This is a genomic window from Bradyrhizobium sp. 604_D8_N2_3, from assembly GCF_051810765.1.
GTDB lineage: Bacteria > Pseudomonadota > Alphaproteobacteria > Rhizobiales > Xanthobacteraceae > Bradyrhizobium > Bradyrhizobium barranii.
In genome coordinates this window covers 3,536,804-3,556,788 of sequence record NZ_JBPWPM010000001.1, presented here as the reverse complement: position 1 = coordinate 3,556,788, position 19,985 = coordinate 3,536,804, and the positions used below count along the sequence as shown (strand labels likewise).

Here is a 19,985-nt window from a genome sequence, read left to right as displayed (position 1 = left end):
TCCCGTGTCTTCCGGAAAGGTACGCCTCCGCTGCACGACTGCGTGGACAACCCGCCGGCATTCCTCCGCCGTCCGATTCCAACGCTCTCATGCAAACGAACGAAGACGCAGGCATGGTTTGCTCCTACCTTTTTCCTTGAGAAGCATATCTCGTTTTTTTGAAGCGTATTTTTTTGAGTACATGGAGGTTCAGATGAAAGCGGTAGTTCAGTGCGGCGGCAGAGGAACTCGACTTCGTCCACATACGTCCATTTTGCCAAAACCCCTCATGCCAATCGGCGCCCGTCCCGTCCTCGAGCTCGTTCTCAAATGGTTGAGACGGAACGGGATCGGAGAGGTCTTCGTCACCACCGGTTATCTGGGCCATCTGATCCGCAGCGTCTGTGGTGACGGCAGCCAGTGGAACATGCAGATCACGTATACGCAGGAGCTCGAGCCGCTCGGCACGATCGGCCCGCTGTCGTTGCTGCGAGAACAGCTCAACGAGCCGTTCCTGGTCCTCAACGGTGACGTCCTGACAGACCTGAACCTGAACCAGCTGATCCACAATCACCGAAAATCCGACGCCAACATCACCATCGGAACCTCCGTTCGGAGCACGAAGATGGACTTCGGCGTGATTGATGAAATCGATGGACGCGTGACCGGATTTCGCGAGAAGCCGGAGCTGACGAACCTCGTCAGCATGGGAATCTACTGCATGAATCCGGTCGTCCTCGAGCGCATTCCGTCGGGCGTCCCCTTCGGATTCGACGACCTGATGTTCCAGATGCTCGAGGAAGAAGCCCGCGTCAACGTCTTCAAGCACACTGGCCTGTGGCTCGACATTGGCCGGGTCGAGGACTTCCTGAAAGCCCAGGACATTGCGTGGGACGAGCAATCGACTGCATTCGCAACTGCGGCTGCGTGACGCAGCGTCACCCTTCGCATGAGGAATGAACGGGAAGAGGAACACATGCTGTTGGTATCAGAACCGGCCCTGGGAATTGACGAAAAGGAAGCTCTTGTTGCCGCGATCGATAGCGGCTGGATCACCATGGGGGATCGCGTACGGGAGTTCGAGCAGACGTTTGCGCGCATGCATGGCGCCGAGGACTCAATTGCAGTCGGGTCATGCACGGCCGCACTTCACCTCATCCTGCATGCGCTCGGAGTCGGCCCCGGCGATGAAGTCCTCGTTCCATCTCTCACGTTCGTTGCCACGGCCAATGCCGTGCTCTACGTCGGAGCGCGGCCCGTGTTCGTCGATGTCCAATCCGGGGCAATTCCCCTGATGTCCGCGGCCGACGCGCTCCGCAAATGCACCTCGCGGACGAAAGCGGTGATCCTCATGCATTTTGGGGGCTACCTCGCTGATCGAGAGGAGTGGCAGGCCTTCGCTCGCAGCAAGGGTCTGCTCCTGATCGAAGACGCCGCGCATGCCCCCGGCGTCAAGGGGGTCGGCACGTTTGGCGATGCAGCCGCGTTCTCCTTCTACGGCAACAAGAACATGACGACTGCTGAAGGCGGCGCAATCATAACGCGTCACCGGATCTTGAACGACATGATCAAGCGCGCCAGGTCGCATGGCATGACCACCAACACGCGCCAGCGTCTCGTCAGCCGCAGCCCCGAATACGACGTGACGCTTCTAGGATTCAACTACCGCATGGACGAGTTGCGCGCCGCGGTCGGCCTGGTGCAGCTGCGTAAGTTGGCAGGTTGGAACGACGCCAGGCGGCATCTGTCGCTGCACTATCGGCGGCGGCTCGCCGAGCGTTGCCCTTCGGTCCTGGTGCCATTCAACGCGTCGTGGGTATCGGCCCACCATCTCATGCCGGTCGTTCTCCCCGCGGCAAGCGCGCGGCAGCCCCTGATCGAGCAGCTCAGCAAGCGCGGCGTTCAGACGACCATTCACTATCCCCCGGTGCATCGGTTGACGTTCTACCAGGATCAGTATCCGGGCATCAGCCTCCCCAACACTGAGGATTTTTGCGGACGTGAGCTCACCTTGCCGCTCCATCCCGCGATGACTCCCGCGGACGTCGATCACGTGGCAGACAGCCTCGCGGATGGACTTCGGGTAACCTGTCCCGCGGAGGTCGAACAGGCATGAGCGAAACGGTCAATGCGGGATGCGCTGGGCCGGCAGCTCCGGCCGTGCGTTTGCGGCGCGTCATCGATGTCCTCGGTGCCGGGACGGCCATATTCGTCTCGCTGCCGATCCTGTTGGTCATTGCGCTTGCAGTCTGGATCGAAGGCGGGCGACCGATACTGTATTCGCAACTCCGTCTCGGGCTGAACGGGGCGCCGTTCCGCATGTACAAGTTCCGGAAGTTCAGAGCCGATTGCGACGATCGCGGAAGTCCGCTCACGATGGTGAACGACAACCGCATGACGACGATCGGCGGGCTGCTGGCTGCATTCAAGCTGGATGAGCTACCGCAGCTCTGGAACATCCTGCGGGGTGACATGTCTTTCGTCGGCCCGCGACCCGAGACGCTCGTATTTGCCGACTGTTTCAGGAACGGATTCGAAAAGATCCTGGAACACCGGCCAGGCCTCGTCGGGCCGTGCCAGGTTCTCTTCCGGCATGAAAATGAGCTGTTCCCGCCGGACGGCAATGTGGCGGATTTCTATCGGGAGGTTCTGTTTCCCGCGAAGGCGAAGATCGACCTGGCATATTATTCCAATCGAACCGTCACGTCCGATCTCCGGTGGATCGTTCAGGCCGGCTGGATCGCCGTGGGGGAGCCGCTTCTCAACCGCATGCGAAGACCCCGACCGGAGAGCCAGAGCGGCATAGCGCCAACTGGCGGATCTGTCGGTGCGAACTTATTTCAAAAGTAGACGGGTGATCAAATGGCGACTGAAAAGCGAACTGTGCTTCTGGTAGGTGGTGCTGGTTACGTGGGCTCAGTGATCACGGGCCATCTTCTGAGAAAGGGTTGGCACGTCCGTTGCCTGGATCAGCTCATCTACAAGAACGAGAGCTGTGCTTGGCCTTATCTGAGCGTTCCGCAATACGAGTTCATGCAAGGCGATATTCGCGATCCCCGTTTCGCCAATCAAGCATTGAAGGGTGTGGATGACGTCGTTATCCTCGCCGGGCTCGTCGGCGATCCGATCACGAGCAAGTACCCCGATGAAAGTCACGCCATCAATCGCAATGGCGTCGCGTCCTTCATCGACGCGATGCAACACCATCCGGTCGATCGGCTGATCTTCGTGTCCACCTGCTCGAACTATGGGCTAGTGGAAGTAGACACGGCCGTCGACGAGAATTACCCGCTCGCACCACTCTCCCTTTACGCCAAGCACAAGGTGGAGATGGAGCAGAAGATCCTGGGTCTCAAGGGAAAGGCTGGATTCCATCCAACGGTTCTCCGCTTTGCGACGGCCTTTGGTCTTTCCTCGCGAATGCGCTTCGATCTCACGGTGAACGAATTTGTGCGTGAACTGCACCTGGGAAAAGAACTGCTGGTATTCGATCCCAACACCTGGCGTCCTTACTGCCATGTTCGTGATTTTGCCCGCGCGATCGAGGAAGTGCTCCGCGCGCCCACCAGCAAGGTCGCCTTCGAAGTCTTCAATGTGGGCTGCGAGGAAAACAACTTCACCAAGCTGATGGTCGTTGACGAGATCATGCGGCACATTCCGCGATCGAAGGTGACCTATCAGGAGCGCGGCGCCGATCCCCGGAATTACCGCGTGAATTTCGACAAGATCCGTCGGGTATTGAATTTCACGCCCGAGATCAGCGTTCAGCAAGGGATCAGCGAAATCCTCGCTGCCTTGAGCCAGGGCTTGTTCGACCACGTCGAGGAGCAGAGGCACTTCTTCGGAAACTACGAGATCTTCCTTCCGACCGCCCTCATCCCGGATTTGAAGAGAGCCGGCTGAAGGATCCGATATCGGTGTCCCTAAATCGCGAGCGGCGAAGGCTCGGTTCCATCGGGAGTTCGTCCATGAAGTGCAAGAAGCAAGGCAGACCCTCTTCCACCCTCCTGCTGGGCTCATGCGCGGCAGTTCTGTTTTTCGCGACAAGCGGGCTGTCCCTTGCCGCGCCATACAAGCTCGGACCGGGTGATACCATCGAGATTTCGATCGGTGGCCTCCCCGATCAACGCAACCGCACGCAGATCCAGATCGACGGCACCATCCCGCTTCCGGGCGGGGGGACGGTTGAAGTTGCCGGCCTGACCCCGGCGCAGATGCAGAACCGCATCGAGACGCTGCTGCAGGCACGGATACTGCGTCAACGCCTGACCGACGGTCGCGACCAGGCATTCGTGGTCAAGCCCGGCGACGTCATAGCAAGCGTCGTGGAATATCGGCCGGTCTATGTTTCCGGCGATGTGCTCACGCCCGGACAGCAGACGTATCGGGCTTCAATGACCGTGCGCCAGGCCGTGGCAGTGGCCGGCGGCTTCAGCCTGTTGCGGTCGCGTGGCATGCAGCCCGGCGCCACCGACCCTGCGGATCTTGTGCGGGACTACCAGTCCCTCGCCACCGAATACACCAAGGAATACTTCCATATCGTCCGAACCGGCGCGGAGCTTGATGGCCGCGACACGTTCGACGCCACGCCTCCAAGCGACATTTCGCTGCCCGCGGGTGTGATCGGTTCGGTCGTTCAAGCCGAGAAGGACTCTCTGAAGACCTCACAAAGCGACTACCGCACGGAACAACGCTTCCTGGACGACGCCGTAAAGCAAACGGACGCGCAGTTCGCTACGCTCAAGAAGCAACAGGAAGGTGAAGAGAAGGGCGTGCAGGCCGACGAAGAGGAGCTCGAACGGGTCATGAAGGCGTTCGGCTCCGGATTGCTTGCAAGTCCTCGTGTCAGCGAAAGCCGGCGCGCGCTGTTGCTGTCCTCGACCCGACGCCTGCAGACCAGCGTCGAACTCATGCGGCTCCAGCGCCAGCGTGAGGACTTCCTGCGGCAAGCGGGACGTGTCACCAGCCAGCGCACGATCAATCTGCTCAGGGAGCAGAAAGACTCGAACGTTCGATTGGCGGACTTGCGCGTGAGAATGCAGGCGCTCAGCCAGAAACTGCAGCCCATCGGCGGCTCGGGTGCCATCCCCGTCAATTCAGGCGAGCTCAATCCCGACGTGGTCGTCGTGCGGCGGCTCGGTCAACAGTGGGACAGGATAACCGCATCCGTCGACTTCGACGTGGAGCCAGGCGATGTGATCGAAGTCACATTGCGCCCTGCGCCGGCCTTCTCGAACTGAGCACGAACAGAGGTACTCCCTTAAGAGTAAGCAGGCCGCTCCTTCCGGAGTAGCTTCCGCATACCTCCATGGCTGCTCCCGCGAGGCTTAAACCCGCCTTGCTACCCCTTCAACCCGCGTTGCTACCTCTTCGTTGATCACAACCGGGTCGATGCCCGGAAGATCGGCAACTTTCACCCCCTCCGACGGCCGCGGGGTTACCCCCCATTCAACGTTGCCAGGCGTGGCAGAAGTTGGGAATCTTTGTGGCACGTTCACTCCATCGGGTCAGCGCGGCCGGGGGAATAAAATGTTGAACTTAAGCCAAGCATTGCCAAGGTCTACCATTGCTCTACAGCGTCATTCTTCTGAATCGATATTCAATATTTCCAGTCCCGTTTCATCTGCTCACTCTGACGCCCAGAACCCCAAGCAGGACGGCTTGCGCGGGGTGCTCGCGCGGATCGGCTGCGGACAGGTCTTGCTCAGACGCGGCAAGGTCATCGAACTCAGTCCGGCCGGCCGTGCAATATTGGAACGCGAAGCGCGCGTGGATGCGAGCCACGAAACGCTCTATGGCGCCGTCAAGCAACTGGTCCACCGCGCCGGCGCACAGTTTCCGGCAGGCTCGACTTCCTGGTTGGCAACATCCACCAAGGAAGGATTTACCGCGCTGATCAACCAGGTCGCGAATGCGTGGTCCGACGAGACCATCGCATTGATCCTGCTGGATCTCGACGCGCATCCGGAGCCTTCGCCGCGGACGCTGCAGCGATTGTTTGGATTCACCGCTGCCGAAACCCAGCTTGCTCTCGAGTTGGCGCGAGGCAACAACCTGATCGACATTGCTCGTTCGCGACGATTGAGTCGAACGACAGTACGCTCCCAGTTGGCTTCCCTGTTTGTCAAAACACAGACACGCCGGCAAGCAGACCTGATCGCGTTACTGGGCCGCCTCGCCGTCCTGCCCTAGCGTGGACGCGGAATACGGTGTCGCGTTGTCTCGACTAGTCGAACATCGACGTGCTTCGCGGCGCGTTCGGCAAACATGCACTCGCGCCGCGTCGTCTTTTCAGCCCTGTTCGAGCACGTCCGCCAACCGCTCACTTCCGCTGTCATGCGAATGAATGAAGACAGGCCGCGGCCACGTCCTAACCTGATCCTGTCAAACTTTCGCCGGGAAAACCGGGGGTCTCCGCAAAGACTAACATCTTGGCGGAATTGCTCAAAGGGCTGGAAGGAACCAACATGGCGCTGCACTTGCTTTGCGTAGGAGGCGAGGATCACGCTTTGCGTATCCCGTTCCTGGCGGCTTTGCAGAACCGCGGCCTGCGCGTGAGCGCGGCCGGCACTGGTGCAGCATCTGCATTCGCGAAGACCGGAATCCCGTATCATCAATATCAGTTCGACAGATTTGGCGTCGGCTTTGCCGATCGCGCGGCCATGGGTCAACTGGCGCGGCTCGTGAAGAGCGCTCGGCCCGACGTGATCCAGACGTTTGATACCAAGCCCAACCTGTTTGCGCCGCTGGCGCTTCGCGGCTCCGTACCGGTTGTGCGCACGATCAACGGAATGGGATGGGTATTCTCATCGACAGAACTGAGAGCCTTGGCCTTCCGCCCCGTCTATCTGGCGATGCAACGCCTGGCTGCTTGCTGGACCGCGGCGACGGTTTTCCAGAACAAGGCCGACAGCAGCTTCTTTCAACGACACCGCCTGCTTGGAAAGAGCTCATCTGTCATCATCGGAAGCTCGGGGATCGATGTCGGCGCGTTCGAAGCGGCGCAAGCGCGAACGGCCTCGCCTGCCGAGCTGCGCGCCGAACTCGGGCTCGGCGATGCCGAGATTGTCCTGACAGTAAGCCGATTAACCGTCCAAAAAGGAATCACAACGCTCCTCGAAGCGGCGAAGCTCGTGCATGAGGTGCGCCCGAACGTCCGCTTTCTGCTCGTCGGTCCGCGCGAAAGCGAGGGTCCATTCGCCGTAGGTCAGGAGCTGATCGAGGCGCACGCACCATATGTGATTGCGACCGGCGCCAGATCGGATATTCCCGCGCTTCTGGGTATCGCCGACCTCTTTGCCTTTCCGACTGAATATCGTGAAGGCATTCCCCGTGTTCTTTTGGAAGCCGGATTGGCTGGCGTGCCAATCGTCGCCTCCCGCATGCCGGGGTGCGACGACGTGGTCCGCGAGGACTGGAACGGCAAACTCGTAGCGCCGCGCGACCCGCGCGCGCTCGCGGCCTCAATTCTCGACCTTCTTCAGGATTCCGCGCGTGCCAAGACGATGGGTCAACGCTCGATCAACGTGGTGCGCAAAGAGTTCGACCTCAACGTCGTCGCCGATCGCTATGCCGAGCTTTACACGCAGCTGCTTTCCCGCAGCTATTCCAGTGGCTGGCGGGCTGCGGCGCACAGCAGCAGTGAAGTACAATGATCGGCAGTGCCCTTCTTGCGCTTGGCCTCGTGCTTGGGACAGCCTCGCAGCTGCGTCTTCCCAGCTTCCCCCTGGGCATCGGGGAAGCTTGCCTCGTCCTCTGGCTCGGTCTCGCATCCCTGCATCTCTTGGTCAGTTCAAGAATTTACAACCCCCAAGCCCTGCTCTGGCTCGTTGCATTCTGGGGCTGCTTTGTCTTGATTCAGAGTTTCGGGGGCTTCCTTGCATTGCTGCGCCCGGAGATCGTCGACCCAGAGCTCGTCGTGCACGACATCTTCGCATATCTCCTCGTGGCGGCCCTCACTTGCCTGGTTGCTGCAACGTTGAGACCCGAGGATACCCTACGCCAATCGCTGTGGTTCCTGATCGGATTCTGGATCGTCGCCGTGGCGGTGCAACTTGCATTGGGCTGGGGCTACCTCAGCATCTCGTCGGTCGATCCATGGTATTGGGACCGGTTCCGCGGGTGGTCGGAGAATCCAAACCAGCTTGCAATCTACTGTGCGGTTTTGACACCACTCTCGCTTCACATGGCTCTGACGGCCAAGCGGTTTGGCCGGATCGTCGCAGTGTTTAGCTGCATCGCAACATTCGTCGTCGGCCGGCTGACGAAGAGCGATACCTTTCTCATCTCGATGTCGCTGTCGATACCGCTGCTCATTGCGCTACGCTTGCGAAGCTGGCTGACATCCCCCGAACATCGATGGAGTCTGCGTTTCGCAGCTGCAGCGATCGTCGTTGTGGCCATAATTCCCCTTTCGCTCTCACTGCTTCCCTACGGGGTGGCAACGGCGAATGATGTCGAGGGGCTGGCCGCCGGCATGATGAAGGATCGTGGCGGCGAGGCAACGAAGGCAACCGCCAATCTGCGGCTAAGTCTTTGGCAAGACGCCTTGCATGCCGGACTGGAGTCCGGGTCGCTTGGCCTTGGGCCCGGGCCGCATCTGGAGAAGCCAAGCGGAATCACGGACAAGGGCGTAGCACTCCCGGTGGAAGCTCACAGCACCCTCCTGGACGTGTTCACCCAAGGCGGACTGCCTGGCGTGATCGCCATTGTCAGCCTGTTTGCCGGCACGTTTGCGCTCCTGCTTCGCGCACGGCTCGACGCCTTGGCTGTCCTGATCTTCGCACTCGCCGTCTTCAGCATCAGCCATTTCATTCTGCGGCACCCGACCGTGTGGTTTGCCGTCACGCTGGGCCTCATCCTGGGCTCGGATCGGCGCTCATTGGCGCATGCGCGAGTTGGAAGTTAAGCAATGTGTGGAATTACAGGAATACTTCAGACGCCGCATGCTTCTCGATCCGCCGACCTGGCGGCGATCGGGCCGATGACGGCTCGCCTGCGCCATCGCGGTCCTGATGCGGACGGGTTCTGGAGCGATCGTGACGCCGGCGTTGCGTTCGGGCATCGCAGGCTGTCCATCATCGATCTCTCCGATGCGGGCCGGCAGCCAATGCTTTCGAGCGACGGCCGCTTCGTGATTACGTTCAACGGCGAGATCTACAACTACAAGCCATTGCGGCAAGAGCTCGAGTGCGCAGGCAAGCGTTTCATCGGCAATAGCGATACGGAGGTCTTGCTGGGCCTGATCGAGAAATGGGGCCTGGAGAAGGCCCTCCAGCGCTGCAATGGTATGTTCGCAATCGGCCTGTGGGATCGCAGGAACCGCACCCTGCACCTGGCCCGCGATCGAATGGGAAAAAAGCCGCTCTACGTCGCGCGGACGTCTAGTGCGGTCGTGTTCGCGTCGGAGTTGAAGGCCATCGCGGCATTCCCCGACTTTCACCAGGAGATCGACCCAGGCGCGGTTGCGGAGTTTCTATCGCGCGGATGGTTGCCGGAAGACCAGTGTATATGGCGAGGTGTCTTCAAGATTCCACCCGGGGGCGCCCTATCGATCCGTGCCGAGGACCTCTCGGTCTGCCGGGATGCCGCAGCGCTACAAGAACGCGCGCGCTGCTGGTGGTCGTTGGCCGATGTCGCGCACACGGGCCGCGCAGCGCTGGCCACTGCGGATGACCAGCAGCTCGTCTCCCAGGCTTGCGATCTGCTCAAGGCCGCGGTCGCCGACCGAATGGTTGCCGACGTTCCGGTCGGGCTGTTCCTGTCGGGCGGAATAGACAGTTCGACCGTCGTGGCCCTGATGCAGGCCCAATCGGCGCGCCCGGTACGGACCTTCACGATCGGATTCGGTGAGCGCGCCTTTGATGAAACGGCTAACGCTGCGGCCGTGGCGCAGCACCTCGGCACCAGCCATACCGAGCTACGCCTCACCTCCGCGGACGCCAGAGCGGTCATCCCCGAACTTCCAACCATCTGGGACGAGCCGTTTGCCGATGAATCGCAGATCCCGACACTGCTTCTATCTCGACTTGCACGGCAGGACGTCACCGTTGCGCTTTCGGGCGACGGAGGTGACGAGTGCTTCGCAGGGTATTCCAGGCACGTACTTTCCGCCCGTTTAGCGCCTCTGCTGAACTCCAACCGATCGATCCGGACCATGGCCGCGGGCGGTGTGGCGCTGCTCGGGCGCGGCATGCGCGAAAGCGTCGTCGAAACACTTCGTCTCCCAGGTTGGGTGCAGCGGATGACACACGGCGACCGGATCAACCGCCTGGCAGACCTTATTGGCAGCAACGACGTCGGCGAGATGTACCGTCGGTCGACGCGGCTCTCCGAACTGCAGTTGACGCGAACCCAGGCAGGCGCGGCGCCGGACTCGATCCCGCCGCTCAACGATCTGCTGTCTGATTTTATCGTTCGGGATATGCTTGGATATCTCCCGAGCGATATTCTCGTGAAACTCGATCGCGCGAGCATGGCCACGAGCCTGGAGGCTCGTTGCCCGCTTCTGGATCATCGCGTTGTCGAGTTCAGCTGGGCGCTGCCGAACTCGGCGAAAGTGCGTCATGGTCAGGGAAAATGGCTCCTGCGCCAGGTCCTCGGCCGTTACCTGCCACGCCACCTCTTCGAGCGACCGAAACAGGGCTTTGACGTGCCGATCGGCTCCTGGCTGAAGGGACCGCTTCGTTCGTGGGCGTCGGACCTCCTTTCGGAGTCGCGTCTTCGCAACCAGCATCTCCTGGACGTTTCCCGCGTGCAGGAGTGCTGGCTTCAACATCTTAGCGGTCGCCGCGATTTCTCGCGACCGCTGTGGGCTGTCTTGATGCTGCAGTCCTGGCTCGACTCAGCAGTTACCTCCGGGCCTTCGCGAACAGCAGGCGTGATGGAACCGGCGCAGTAAAGGAGCAGGCGATGGAAGCGTTCACAAATAAACGGATTCTGCCGGTGACTGTCCTGACCCAGGGCCGGTCAAAGGGCGACGAGTCACCTCCCGATGACGCCATCGCGGCATTCAAGCATGTCTTCGAGAGCATCAGGCGATACAAGCTCTTCATCGTCAAAATGATCGGCGCGGGCGCGCTGCTCGCGGTGCTCGGTAGTATTTTTATGTCGCCCACCTATCTCGCAACGGCACAGCTTGTCGTGAGCGCTCGAAGCGGAGCGGCCGACAATGCCGGTGCATCCGGCAATTCCTCGTCGACTGGCGGTTCGGACGACCCGACGATCGATACGCACGTAACGGTCATGTCATCCGATGCGTATCTGCGGCGGCTCCTGCCGGCACTGAGGATGCTCGACAACCCGGCCAACGAGAACGGTTCGGTGCTCCGCACTGCCTTGTCAAAGATAAAGGGGTTCCTCTCCTTCCGGAAAGACCCGAGCGACGGCGCGGCGGTGGCAGCATTGAAAGGGCGCCTGAAGGTCAGCCAGGAGCGCCGGTCCAGAGTTATCAGCGTAATTGCCAGCGACCCCAATCCACAACGGGCCGCAGACGTCGCAAACCTGGTCGCCCGATCCTACGCTGACGAGCTTGTCCGGCAAAAGCGGGCTGTCGAGCTGCAGGCTCTGGACGCCATCGCAGCACAATCGGCGAATGTTCAGCGCGAATTGTCAACGGCGAAGGCGGAATGGGACGCCAGTCACTCAGGTCAGATCTCGTCATCACCGGCAGCCGCACAGGCCGCCGCCGCGTTGGAGTGGAAAATAACCACGCTGGCGCAGCAATATGAAACACTGATACGAAAGCGGCAGGATCTCACCACGAAGGGCGTGGTCGCCGAGCCAGACGTGACCGTCATCGCGGACGCCTCACCACCCGACTTTCCGAGCTCGTTGAACCCGTTCCTCCTTGTTCCACCGATCACGATTATCTTCGCGCTCCTGGCATCTCTCGTCGCGATCATCCTGAAGTACTTCGATCGAAGTCTGCACACCGAGGCGGAAGCTGCAGAGGCATTGGACATCCCGTGCGTCGGGTTGATCCCCTCGATCCCGCCGGAGCTGAGCATCTCGCCGCAGCGCTTCGTAGAGCAATCGGCTGTCTCGCATAACAGGGCCGTTCGCTCGACCGTCGTATCCCTCATGGCCGCCGATCCGGTCTCGCCACAGACGCCGCATGTCATCCTGGTGACATCCAGCTTGCACGGTGAAGGCAAGAGCGCGATCGCCTGGAGTTTCGGCTTTTGTGCGGCGCAACTCGGACAGCGCGTTCTGTTCCTGGATTTCTCTCAATTGCCCCGGCGCGTCGGCGGTGAGGCTGCAGATCTGTTCAAGCTGTTGGCGCACGACGGAGCGGCCGCCAAGGCCGTCCAGCACATCCCGGAGCTCGGACTCGACTACATATCGTCAAGATTGTCCGAGGGCAGTCGCCTGGGGCCGTTGGCGGGTCCGAAAGTCGCCTCGCTGTTCGAGCACTTCAGGAACACCTACGATCTCGTCGTCATCAACGCACCATCGCTGGATGATGCGCCGGAAGTGCGCCTCCTCGCCTCCTGGGCGGATCACGTTCTACTTGCCGTCCGCGCCGGAAGCACGAGCCGCGACGTCGTGCGAAGCACTTTGACCCGGTTTGCCGGGACGTCGGATCTCGATTCTCGTGTCAAGCTCTGGTGTGTCCTGACGCACGGAGTACCGTCCGAGCTCGCGCCTTCGGATCTGGAGCCGTCATCAACATCGACTTTGATGCATTACTATCGCCGCTTCAAAACAACGGCGGTACGGTGGACAAGCATCGAACCTGCAATCAATGTTTCCGACCACGCTGCATCTGGCCTGAGACCACGGCAATGACACCCAGGCGGCCTGGGTTAATCACCCGGGTCTTTCGATATGGCAGCCAGCCGATCGACCAGACGGTGGCTGCGAAACCGGCATCCTTCGTTTGAAGTATGCGTGCCCAGGCCTGATTAAGTACGTTGGGACAGCAAAATGACGGGTACGGTGATGCGGCTTCAGATATCTGGCGATCCGTCGGGTGATCCATGCGACGCCCTTGACGCGCACCTGCCCTCGACCGTTCAGCAAGCTCCAGCGACGCCGAGCTGGCTGAGCCCCGTGGGAGTCCCTCTCGATCTGAACGGTCCGGTCGATCGATCATTCGATCCCCTAAAAGCCGGCTTTGCGTGCGTCCCCGCCATCGAACACCTGATTGCGGTGACGGCGAAGTTCGCCGACAGGGTCGCAATCAGCGACGGCAATCATAGCTTCACCTACGCGCAGCTGTTGTCCCGCGTCTTGACCTTGGCCCAGGCGATCAGCGCGTTGATCCCGGAGCAGGAAGCCGTCGGATGGCTATTGCGCAGCTCGGCCTGGCAGCCGATCGCTATGCTGGCCTGCATGGCGGCCGGACGAGTCCTCGTCCCACTCAATCCCCGCGATCCAGTTCAGCGGCTCACGGCTATCGCCGCGGCCGCCCGGATTTCCGTGCTGATCGGGCAAGACGGCGACAGCTCCGCCGGGTGGATCCAACAGCACGGCCTGCGCTGGCTCGACGTCGCCGGCGCCAGCGACCCTTCCGCAGCAACTTCAACACTCCCCAAGGTTTCGGTCGATGCGCCTGCCGTAGTGCTCTATACCTCCGGCAGCACCGGAGCTCCGAAGGGGGTCGTGAACAGCCAACGCAACCTGCTCCAGCGCGTCCAGCAATATGTGGACGCCTGCCACATAGGTGCGGCAGACGTCTTCATGCCTCTGAGCGGCCCCACCACGATCGCTGGTTGCCGGGAGATGCTGTCGGCTTTGTTGACGGGGGCAAGACTGCACATCGTCGACGTCGAGGCGCTCGGATTGCGCGGCGTTCTTCGCCAGATCACCACGCAACAGGTCACGATTACATACGTTGTACCAGCCCTGGTGCGTGCACTGATCAACGCGAGCCGGTCAGGCGATCTCGACTCGCTTCGCATGATCCGCATCGGCGGGGAGAAGGTCCTGTGGACCGATATCGCGCTCGTTCGGCGAGCGATACCACCCGGTTGCTTCATCCAGGTCAGCTATCTGTCGACGGAAACCACCGGCACCCAGTGGTTTCTTCCCAAGCAATGGCGAGAGGACGGCGTCAGCGTTCCTGTTGGCTACCTGCTTCCCGGCATATCGTACGCCGTGGTCGACGAAAGCGGGAAGCCCGTCCCGCACGGTGAAGTCGGCGAACTGGTGATCAAGAGCAGGTACGTCATGCTCGGATACTGGGAAGACGGTCGGCTTTCTCCGGCATCGCCCTCCCCGGATGACCCAAAGTCTCGCATCTATCAGACCGGCGACCTCGTCACCGTGGATACGCACGGACTGATGCGGATCGTTGGACGGAAGGGACGCCAGCTCAAGATCAATGGCCAGCGTGTCGAGCCGGCCGAGCTCGAGAGTGCGTTGCGCAAGCTCACCTATGTGAAGGACGCTGTCGCCGTCGTGACGGATGCGAACGAGCTGGTCCTGTTTGCATCGCCGGCCGATCCACCAAAAGCGCACTTCCGGACCGACGTTCGCAACAGCATCCGGCAGGCTGTTCCTGCGGCTTTGCATCCGACCAGGCTGCACGAGATACCGGAGATGCCGCGCCTTCCAGGAGGTAAGATCGATCACGCCAAGCTGAAACTGCTCGATCTCGAGAGCAAAACGACCTCGCCCGCGCCCGTGCCGACGATGCAAGGAATGGCCGAGGCCAACAGGATCGTGCAGCAGGTGTGGAGCAGCATCCTCGGCGTGCCGGAAGCTGCCGGACGCTGGGATGAGGCCGGCGGTGATTCCCTGAAGCTCCTGCGCTGCGTCATGGATATCGAAGACCTCATCGGCCGCGAAGTCAGCATGGAAGCGTTCACGGTCGATATGAGCGCTGAAGACATGATCCGGGCTATCGCGACGGTGGAGCCACCGGTGCGGCAGCGTCTAAACGACCAGATTCTCCCAGGTCTTGTCATACTGCCCGGCTCCATGGGGTATGGCCCGAGCATGGCCGCATTTGGCGCTCAGCTCGGCAAGGTGGCGCGGGTGATTCCGATTCGCTATCCAGATCTGAGCTGGAGCCTCGCGGGACGCGATTCCGTGCAGGAGATGGCCGCGATGGCCGTCGAACAGATCAATGCAGTCCAACCACGCGGCGACGTCCGAATGATCGGCTATTCCCTGGGCGGCGGCGTCGCCTTCGAAGTCGCAAGCCGGTTGATCGAACAAGGTCGTGCCGTCAAATTCCTGGGCATCCTCGACACCAATGTCGGCCCTCGCAGAGCAAATCACCGAGAAGCCCTCTCTCGCACGCTACAGCGGATTCGATCCCATCGAGTGACGATCTACCGCATGTTCTGTCGCTCGGTGGCGAAGTTCGCCGCTCGCTTGGGCCAGGAGGCTCGATTCTGCAGGCTCATCGACACCATTACATGGCCTCGCCTGGCAAATACGCGCTTCATGCTCAAGCTCGAGCTCGAGGAGATTCTCCGGATGCGCGCGTTCGGACGCTGGGTCGAGGATGCCAAGCCTCGTCTAGCCATCAAGGGGACTGTCTTTGCCTGTCATCGGCCTGGCGTGACGCCGCGCCTCGGATGGGACTCCCTGTTTGAAGAACTGGACGTGATTCCGATCGCCGGCGGACATCTTGATCTGGTGGTCGAGCCCCACCTCTCGATCAATCGACCCGTCATCGAGCGCGCGATCGGGGCGTCCTGCTCCTGATCCACAACACAATGCTTTTTGGGGGGCCGGTCCTGCCCACCACAGGCCAGCACGGAGAGATCACGCGGGTTCGGCTCAAACCTGGCTCAAACCCGCCGTCCCGCGCTTGGGGATGCCGCGTAGTACGATCATCAGGGCCGCAGGTAGCTCCAGCCCTGCTCCTGAAGCTCCATCAGGCGAACAACCCCGGATTTGGTGACCTTCGCTTGCGTGATGAGAGGCACTTCTTTGCCCTCATTCTTGGTCATGTTCTCTCGTGTATTTCCGCAGGCCGAGAACGTAAGCTCGGGCGTTGTTTCGCTCATCATTTTGATGCGCCCCTTCACAGGCGAGGTATCGTCTCGCAGCATGTGCAGTCCTGGCCCGTAAGCGACGACTTCGACCTCGACCTTTTGACTGAGGTCGCCGTAGTGCTGAACGACGTTGCTGACGTTGTTGAGAGCGAGATTCATGACGGCCGGATCGTTGACGTCGACATGGATGACAAGTCGATGCGGCGGCTGCTTCCGAGGTGTCGCAACACCCATCTTGGCATTTGCGTTCCTGGCGGTAGTGCCGGGATTCTTGGTGGAGAGGGTGGATTGCGCAGAACCGCGGGTTTCGATGCCGCTAATGAGAACCAGTCCGACAGCCGCCACGCCGGCAAAAACGGCAAATGATCTGCTCATGACTGTGCTTCCTGCGTGTGTGATGAAGCGTGCACGTCGCAAGCTATTTAAGCGCAACCGTGGGGGCAAGCAGCTTTGGCCAAAGCCCCGCCCGATCTACTTAATTCCCATTGTCGGCGCACTACTCCGTTTTGGCTACCGCAACTGCGACATCGACATCGCGTCGATGAAAGCGCCGTCATAAACGACATGCCATGATCGCTACCAAGCATCATGATCCCTACCAAGCTACCAAGCATCATGGTCCCTACCAAGCAGTTGGGCGTCGCAATGGGGGTACACGGATTCGACTTGTCGAAAGGAACAGCCGTCGCGCTGAGCAAAGCTACGCGCCGGCCCAGGCACCGGCAATTTGCGTTCCGCGAACTCGGATTGTTCGACATCGCTGACGGCGCGCGCGCATGCGACAGAGCCGGCCGGCTCATGGTGGTTCTGATCACCTGCTTTCTGCCGGTTCTGACTGGAACTGCCGATGCCAAATCCCAGGACGACGGCGACCGGGGTGCCTCCTACATCACACCGGCGATGCTCGATCTGTGCAGATGTACGCACGGACCAGAGCAGATCGACGGGAATAAACAAAGGCTGAAGCTCGTCCAACGCGCGGACGAGGCGCGCCCCGCCGCGACACAGCCCGCTGGAAGCAGGCCCGCCGCGACCGGACCGCGCGGAGCGAGGACCGCGACCGAGCAGCCCCGCGCGGCTGCCGATGCCCCTGCGCAGGACATGACGTCTACGCCGCCCCCGGTGTCAAATGCGGCTCAAGCAGCTTCCGAGACGGAGCGGCTCAACCAGAACCTGTTGCTGGATCAGGAGCGGCAACGAGCGAACAAGCTTGCGCGCGAATTGGCTGCGGCTCGAGTGGAGCTCGACGCGGCGCGGCAGACCCAGACGCACACTGTCCGCGCCATGGAGATTGGTATTCAGCAAACGCAGGCGCTCGAACAGGAGCGGGAAAAGACCGATCATCTGTCACGTGAGATCTCCTTCCTGAAGGCGGAGCTCGATGTCGCAAGGGTTGCGGCTTCAAAGGCTATGCAGGCGCCCGAACCCGAACCGAAGCAGGAGCGTCCGGTCGACCGACGGAATGGGGCCAAACGCTTTGCCCTCCAGCTTGCCTCGCTTCGCTCGGAGCTTGAGGCCTCGCGCAACGCAGCATCCGAAGCCACGAAGTCTGCCGCGGCGGAGGCCGCACAAAGGCAGGCTCTCGAGCGCGAACTAAAGCAGGAGCAGGACAAGACAGAAGCCCTGATCAGCGAACTCGGCCCCCTTCGGATCGCGGCCTCCGAGACCGCGAAGGTCGGCGCTGCAGATGTCGATCAACAGTTGACGCTGACGCGCGAGCTCGAGAAGCAGCGGGGCAGAGCTGAGAGCGCGGACCGTCAGCTGCAGTCCCTTCAGGCTGAACTCCGTGCAGCGCAAACCGCGAGCTCTGAGTTGGGTGCGGCCCGAGCTGCAGACGCCGAGCAAAAACTGGCACTGAAACGAGAGGTCGAGAAGCAGCGGGACAGAGCTGAGAACGCGGACCGCCAGCTGCAGCCCCTTCAGGCTGAACTCCGCGCAGCGAAAACCGCGAGCTCTGAGTTGGCTGCGGCCCGAGCTGCAGACGCCGAGCAAAAACTGGCACTGAAACGAGAGGTCGAGAAGCAGCGCGACCGAGCTGAAAGCGCGGACCGCCAGCTGCAGCCCCTTCAGGCTGAACTCCGTACAGCGCAAACCGCGAGCTCCGAGTTGGCTGCGGCCCGAGCTGCAGACGCCGAGCAAAAACTGGCACTGAAACGCGAGGTCGAACAGCAGCGCGGTCGCGCGGACGCTCTCGCGCGCGAGGCGGCGTCGCTGAAGGATCAACGCGACCTGGCGCGGGCTGAAACGTCGGAGACTGCACGAGCTGCCGAGGCCGCCGCAAAGGCCGCACCCAAGCGCGAAAAGGAGCAACCGGGCAGCGGCGCGGCAACGCTCCCAACGTCCGCATCCGTCCGGGATCATCTGGCCGCATGGAATGCTTCCACGGTTGTAGCGGCGCCCTCGCGTGAGCCCGCCGGCCGCGCACCGAGCCAGAGCAGCCTCCAGCCCGCTGCTTCGCCTCCGCCCGCACCGTCAGCCTCCGCGCCGATGCCACCGAGCGCGCAGATCACAAAGGGGACCGCCCTGCCCGGCGCCGACTCGAAGGCCAAGGCTTCGGTGGAGCGACAGGTCGCCGCGAGCGGAGTACCGCGCCCGCTTGCGAACGAGGAGCGACTGCTCGCGCGCGCCAGCGCATTGTTGCGGCAGTCCGACATCAACGGTGCCCGCGGCTTGCTGGAATACGTGCTTGGACATGGCAGCGCGCAGGCAGCCTTTATGCTGGCCGAAACTTACGATCCTCACGTACTGCAATCTTGGGACGCTCGCGGCGTCGCCGGCGATTCCGCTAAGGCGCGCGAGCTGTATGAACGAGCCCAGGCCGGCGGCATTCGAGATGCAGAAGGACGGATCAAGGGGCTCAAATAGCTGCTGGAGCGAGCCCCGGAAGCCAGACCAGAGAATGGAGAGGCCCCATGTCATTGAGTAAGCTCGCGTTCACGGTCGCATTGGCACTGGTCGGCCTGCAGCTTGCTGCCAATGCCCAATCTCGCTCGCCGCGCGACCCGCCGGCGCCGACCGCGCCGCGGAATGCCGATACGGCCGCAAAGGAACGTATCAATGCATGGACGGTGGGACTCGCCGGAGGACTTATCGAGGGCGCACCGCTTCGGCTCGCCGCAGAGATCGCACGCGTCGCCAACGAGGAGGACAAGCTTCACGTCATTCCGATCGTGACGACCGGTGCGACCGAGAACGTCAATTCGCTGCTCTATCTCAAGGGCGTTGATGCCGCGATCATCAACATGGATGCCCTTGACGAGTACAAGGCGCAGGTTCCGTCGATCGAAAAGCGCATCGTCTATGTTCTCAACCTCTTTCCGGCGGAGCTGCACGTCTTCGTGCGTCCCGAGATCAAGTCGCTCGACGACCTCAAGGGAAAGAAGGTCAATTTCAACACCCAGGGTACGGCAGCCGCATATTCTGGTCCGCTGATCTTCAGCCGGCTGGGACTGAACGTCGAAAAGATGTTCATTCCCCACCAGGTCGCATTGCAGCAGATGAAGAGCGGCGAAATCGCAGCGGTCGTCTTCATCACATCAAAGCCGGTCGACGCCTTCTTGAAAGGACGCTGGGATGATGGCTTCAAGTTCCTGCCGATCGAATACGACCCCAGATTTGAAGACTATTATCTTCCGTCGTCCCTCGATTCAAAGGACTATCCAAACCTCGTGCCGGCGGGCAAGCGGATCGCGACCATTGCCGTCCCGACGATTCTTGCCGCCTACAACTGGCAGCCGCAGACCGATCGCTATCGGCGCATGGTGCGCTTTGTTGACCACCTGTTCGGACGGCTCGACCGGCTGCAATCCGCTGGCTTCGATACAAAATGGAAGGACGTGAATCTCCGCGCCAGCGTCCCCACTCTTGCCCGGTTTGGTCCGGCGCAGGAATGGCTCGATCGCTCGCCCAGCGCGACAGTCGGATTATCGCGATGAAGCGAGCCGGTACCCTTGCGGCCTCCTTGCTCGCGGGTATCGGTCATCTAAGCTGCGCGCAAGCCGGCGACACGCCAGATCGTTCGAGGGCATGTTCGCAGTTTCAGGGAATGGAGCA

14 protein-coding genes are annotated in these 19,985 nt (G+C 61.3%); 13 read left to right on the top strand and 1 reads right to left on the bottom strand.

Annotated features, from left to right (window positions below):
- The first annotated feature begins 193 nt into the window (after window positions 1-193).
- The 11 genes from AB7245_RS16765 (at window position 194) to AB7245_RS16715 (ending at window position 15,639) form a co-directional block, all read left to right on the top strand.
- Complete coding sequence (locus AB7245_RS16765; protein ID WP_063986521.1) at window positions 194-910, top strand: nucleotidyltransferase family protein; 717 nt, start codon at window positions 194-196, stop codon at window positions 908-910.
- A gap of 18 nt (window positions 911-928) precedes the next feature.
- Window positions 929-2,095, top strand: coding sequence for a DegT/DnrJ/EryC1/StrS family aminotransferase (locus AB7245_RS16760; protein ID WP_354133548.1), 1,167 nt, complete (start codon window positions 929-931; stop codon window positions 2,093-2,095).
- Window positions 2,092-2,829, top strand: a complete 738-nt coding sequence (locus AB7245_RS16755) for a sugar transferase (protein WP_063984322.1) — start codon at window positions 2,092-2,094, stop codon at window positions 2,827-2,829. Before AB7245_RS16760 ends, AB7245_RS16755 begins: the two co-directional genes overlap by 4 nt.
- Before the next feature lie 12 nt (window positions 2,830-2,841).
- Window positions 2,842-3,882, top strand: a complete 1,041-nt coding sequence (locus AB7245_RS16750) for an NAD-dependent epimerase/dehydratase family protein (protein WP_085401008.1) — start codon at window positions 2,842-2,844, stop codon at window positions 3,880-3,882.
- A gap of 65 nt (window positions 3,883-3,947) precedes the next feature.
- The gene (locus tag AB7245_RS16745) at window positions 3,948-5,219 is read left to right on the top strand and encodes a polysaccharide biosynthesis/export family protein (RefSeq protein ID WP_085401006.1); all 1,272 of its coding nucleotides are present in this window, start codon (window positions 3,948-3,950) and stop codon (window positions 5,217-5,219) included.
- A gap of 289 nt (window positions 5,220-5,508) precedes the next feature.
- Window positions 5,509-6,171 (top strand): helix-turn-helix transcriptional regulator, encoded by a 663-nt coding sequence (locus tag AB7245_RS16740; protein WP_144030703.1) that lies wholly within the window; start codon window positions 5,509-5,511, stop codon window positions 6,169-6,171.
- 239 nt (window positions 6,172-6,410) lie between these two features.
- Window positions 6,411-7,634 carry a glycosyltransferase gene (locus AB7245_RS16735; protein WP_224517114.1) on the top strand — a complete coding sequence of 408 codons (1,224 nt, stop codon included), beginning with the start codon at window positions 6,411-6,413 and terminating at the stop codon, window positions 7,632-7,634.
- Window positions 7,631-8,887 carry an O-antigen ligase family protein gene (locus AB7245_RS16730; protein ID WP_085401003.1) on the top strand — a complete coding sequence of 419 codons (1,257 nt, stop codon included), beginning with the start codon at window positions 7,631-7,633 and terminating at the stop codon, window positions 8,885-8,887. Before AB7245_RS16735 ends, AB7245_RS16730 begins: the two co-directional genes overlap by 4 nt.
- Window positions 8,888-8,890: 3 nt before the next feature.
- The gene (asnB, locus tag AB7245_RS16725) at window positions 8,891-10,879 is read left to right on the top strand and encodes an asparagine synthase (glutamine-hydrolyzing) (RefSeq protein WP_085401001.1); all 1,989 of its coding nucleotides are present in this window, start codon (window positions 8,891-8,893) and stop codon (window positions 10,877-10,879) included.
- Between the two features lie 11 nt (window positions 10,880-10,890).
- The gene (locus AB7245_RS16720; protein ID WP_085400999.1) at window positions 10,891-12,768 is read left to right on the top strand and encodes a hypothetical protein; all 1,878 of its coding nucleotides are present in this window, start codon (window positions 10,891-10,893) and stop codon (window positions 12,766-12,768) included.
- 138 nt (window positions 12,769-12,906) lie between these two features.
- Entirely contained in the window at window positions 12,907-15,639 is a 2,733-nt protein-coding gene (locus tag AB7245_RS16715; protein ID WP_085400998.1) for a non-ribosomal peptide synthetase, read from the top strand.
- A 131-nt stretch (window positions 15,640-15,770) separates the two neighbouring features.
- Here AB7245_RS16715 and AB7245_RS16710 read toward each other — a convergent pair whose 3' ends face one another.
- On the bottom strand, window positions 15,771-16,307 hold the full coding sequence (locus AB7245_RS16710) for a DsrE family protein (RefSeq protein WP_085400996.1): 537 nt from the start codon (window positions 16,305-16,307) through the stop codon (window positions 15,771-15,773).
- A 372-nt stretch (window positions 16,308-16,679) separates the two neighbouring features.
- On the opposite strand from AB7245_RS16710, the gene AB7245_RS16705 reads away from it, so the two are divergent.
- Together AB7245_RS16705 and AB7245_RS16700 are read left to right on the top strand one after the other, a co-directional pair.
- Window positions 16,680-18,797 (top strand): hypothetical protein, encoded by a 2,118-nt coding sequence (locus AB7245_RS16705; RefSeq protein WP_144030702.1) that lies wholly within the window; start codon window positions 16,680-16,682, stop codon window positions 18,795-18,797.
- Window positions 18,798-18,844: 47 nt separating this feature from the next.
- Window positions 18,845-19,867: a TAXI family TRAP transporter solute-binding subunit gene (locus AB7245_RS16700; protein WP_085400993.1), complete on the top strand. Its 1,023-nt coding sequence runs from the start codon at window positions 18,845-18,847 to the stop codon at window positions 19,865-19,867.
- Window positions 19,868-19,985: the final 118 nt, after the last annotated feature.

Coding starts and splice junctions, on each gene's coding strand:
- AB7245_RS16765 (WP_063986521.1), top strand. CDS start 194: ATGAAAGCGGTAGTTCAGTGCGGCGGCAGAGGAACTCGACTTCGTCCA.
- AB7245_RS16760 (WP_354133548.1), top strand. CDS start 929: ATGAGGAATGAACGGGAAGAGGAACACATGCTGTTGGTATCAGAACCG.
- AB7245_RS16755 (WP_063984322.1), top strand. CDS start 2,092: ATGAGCGAAACGGTCAATGCGGGATGCGCTGGGCCGGCAGCTCCGGCC.
- AB7245_RS16750 (WP_085401008.1), top strand. CDS start 2,842: ATGGCGACTGAAAAGCGAACTGTGCTTCTGGTAGGTGGTGCTGGTTAC.
- AB7245_RS16745 (WP_085401006.1), top strand. CDS start 3,948: ATGAAGTGCAAGAAGCAAGGCAGACCCTCTTCCACCCTCCTGCTGGGC.
- AB7245_RS16740 (WP_144030703.1), top strand. CDS start 5,509: ATGTTGAACTTAAGCCAAGCATTGCCAAGGTCTACCATTGCTCTACAG.
- AB7245_RS16730 (WP_085401003.1), top strand. CDS start 7,631: ATGATCGGCAGTGCCCTTCTTGCGCTTGGCCTCGTGCTTGGGACAGCC.
- asnB (WP_085401001.1), top strand. CDS start 8,891: ATGTGTGGAATTACAGGAATACTTCAGACGCCGCATGCTTCTCGATCC.
- AB7245_RS16720 (WP_085400999.1), top strand. CDS start 10,891: ATGGAAGCGTTCACAAATAAACGGATTCTGCCGGTGACTGTCCTGACC.
- AB7245_RS16715 (WP_085400998.1), top strand. CDS start 12,907: ATGACGGGTACGGTGATGCGGCTTCAGATATCTGGCGATCCGTCGGGT.
- AB7245_RS16710 (WP_085400996.1), bottom strand. CDS start 16,307: ATGAGCAGATCATTTGCCGTTTTTGCCGGCGTGGCGGCTGTCGGACTG.
- AB7245_RS16700 (WP_085400993.1), top strand. CDS start 18,845: ATGTCATTGAGTAAGCTCGCGTTCACGGTCGCATTGGCACTGGTCGGC.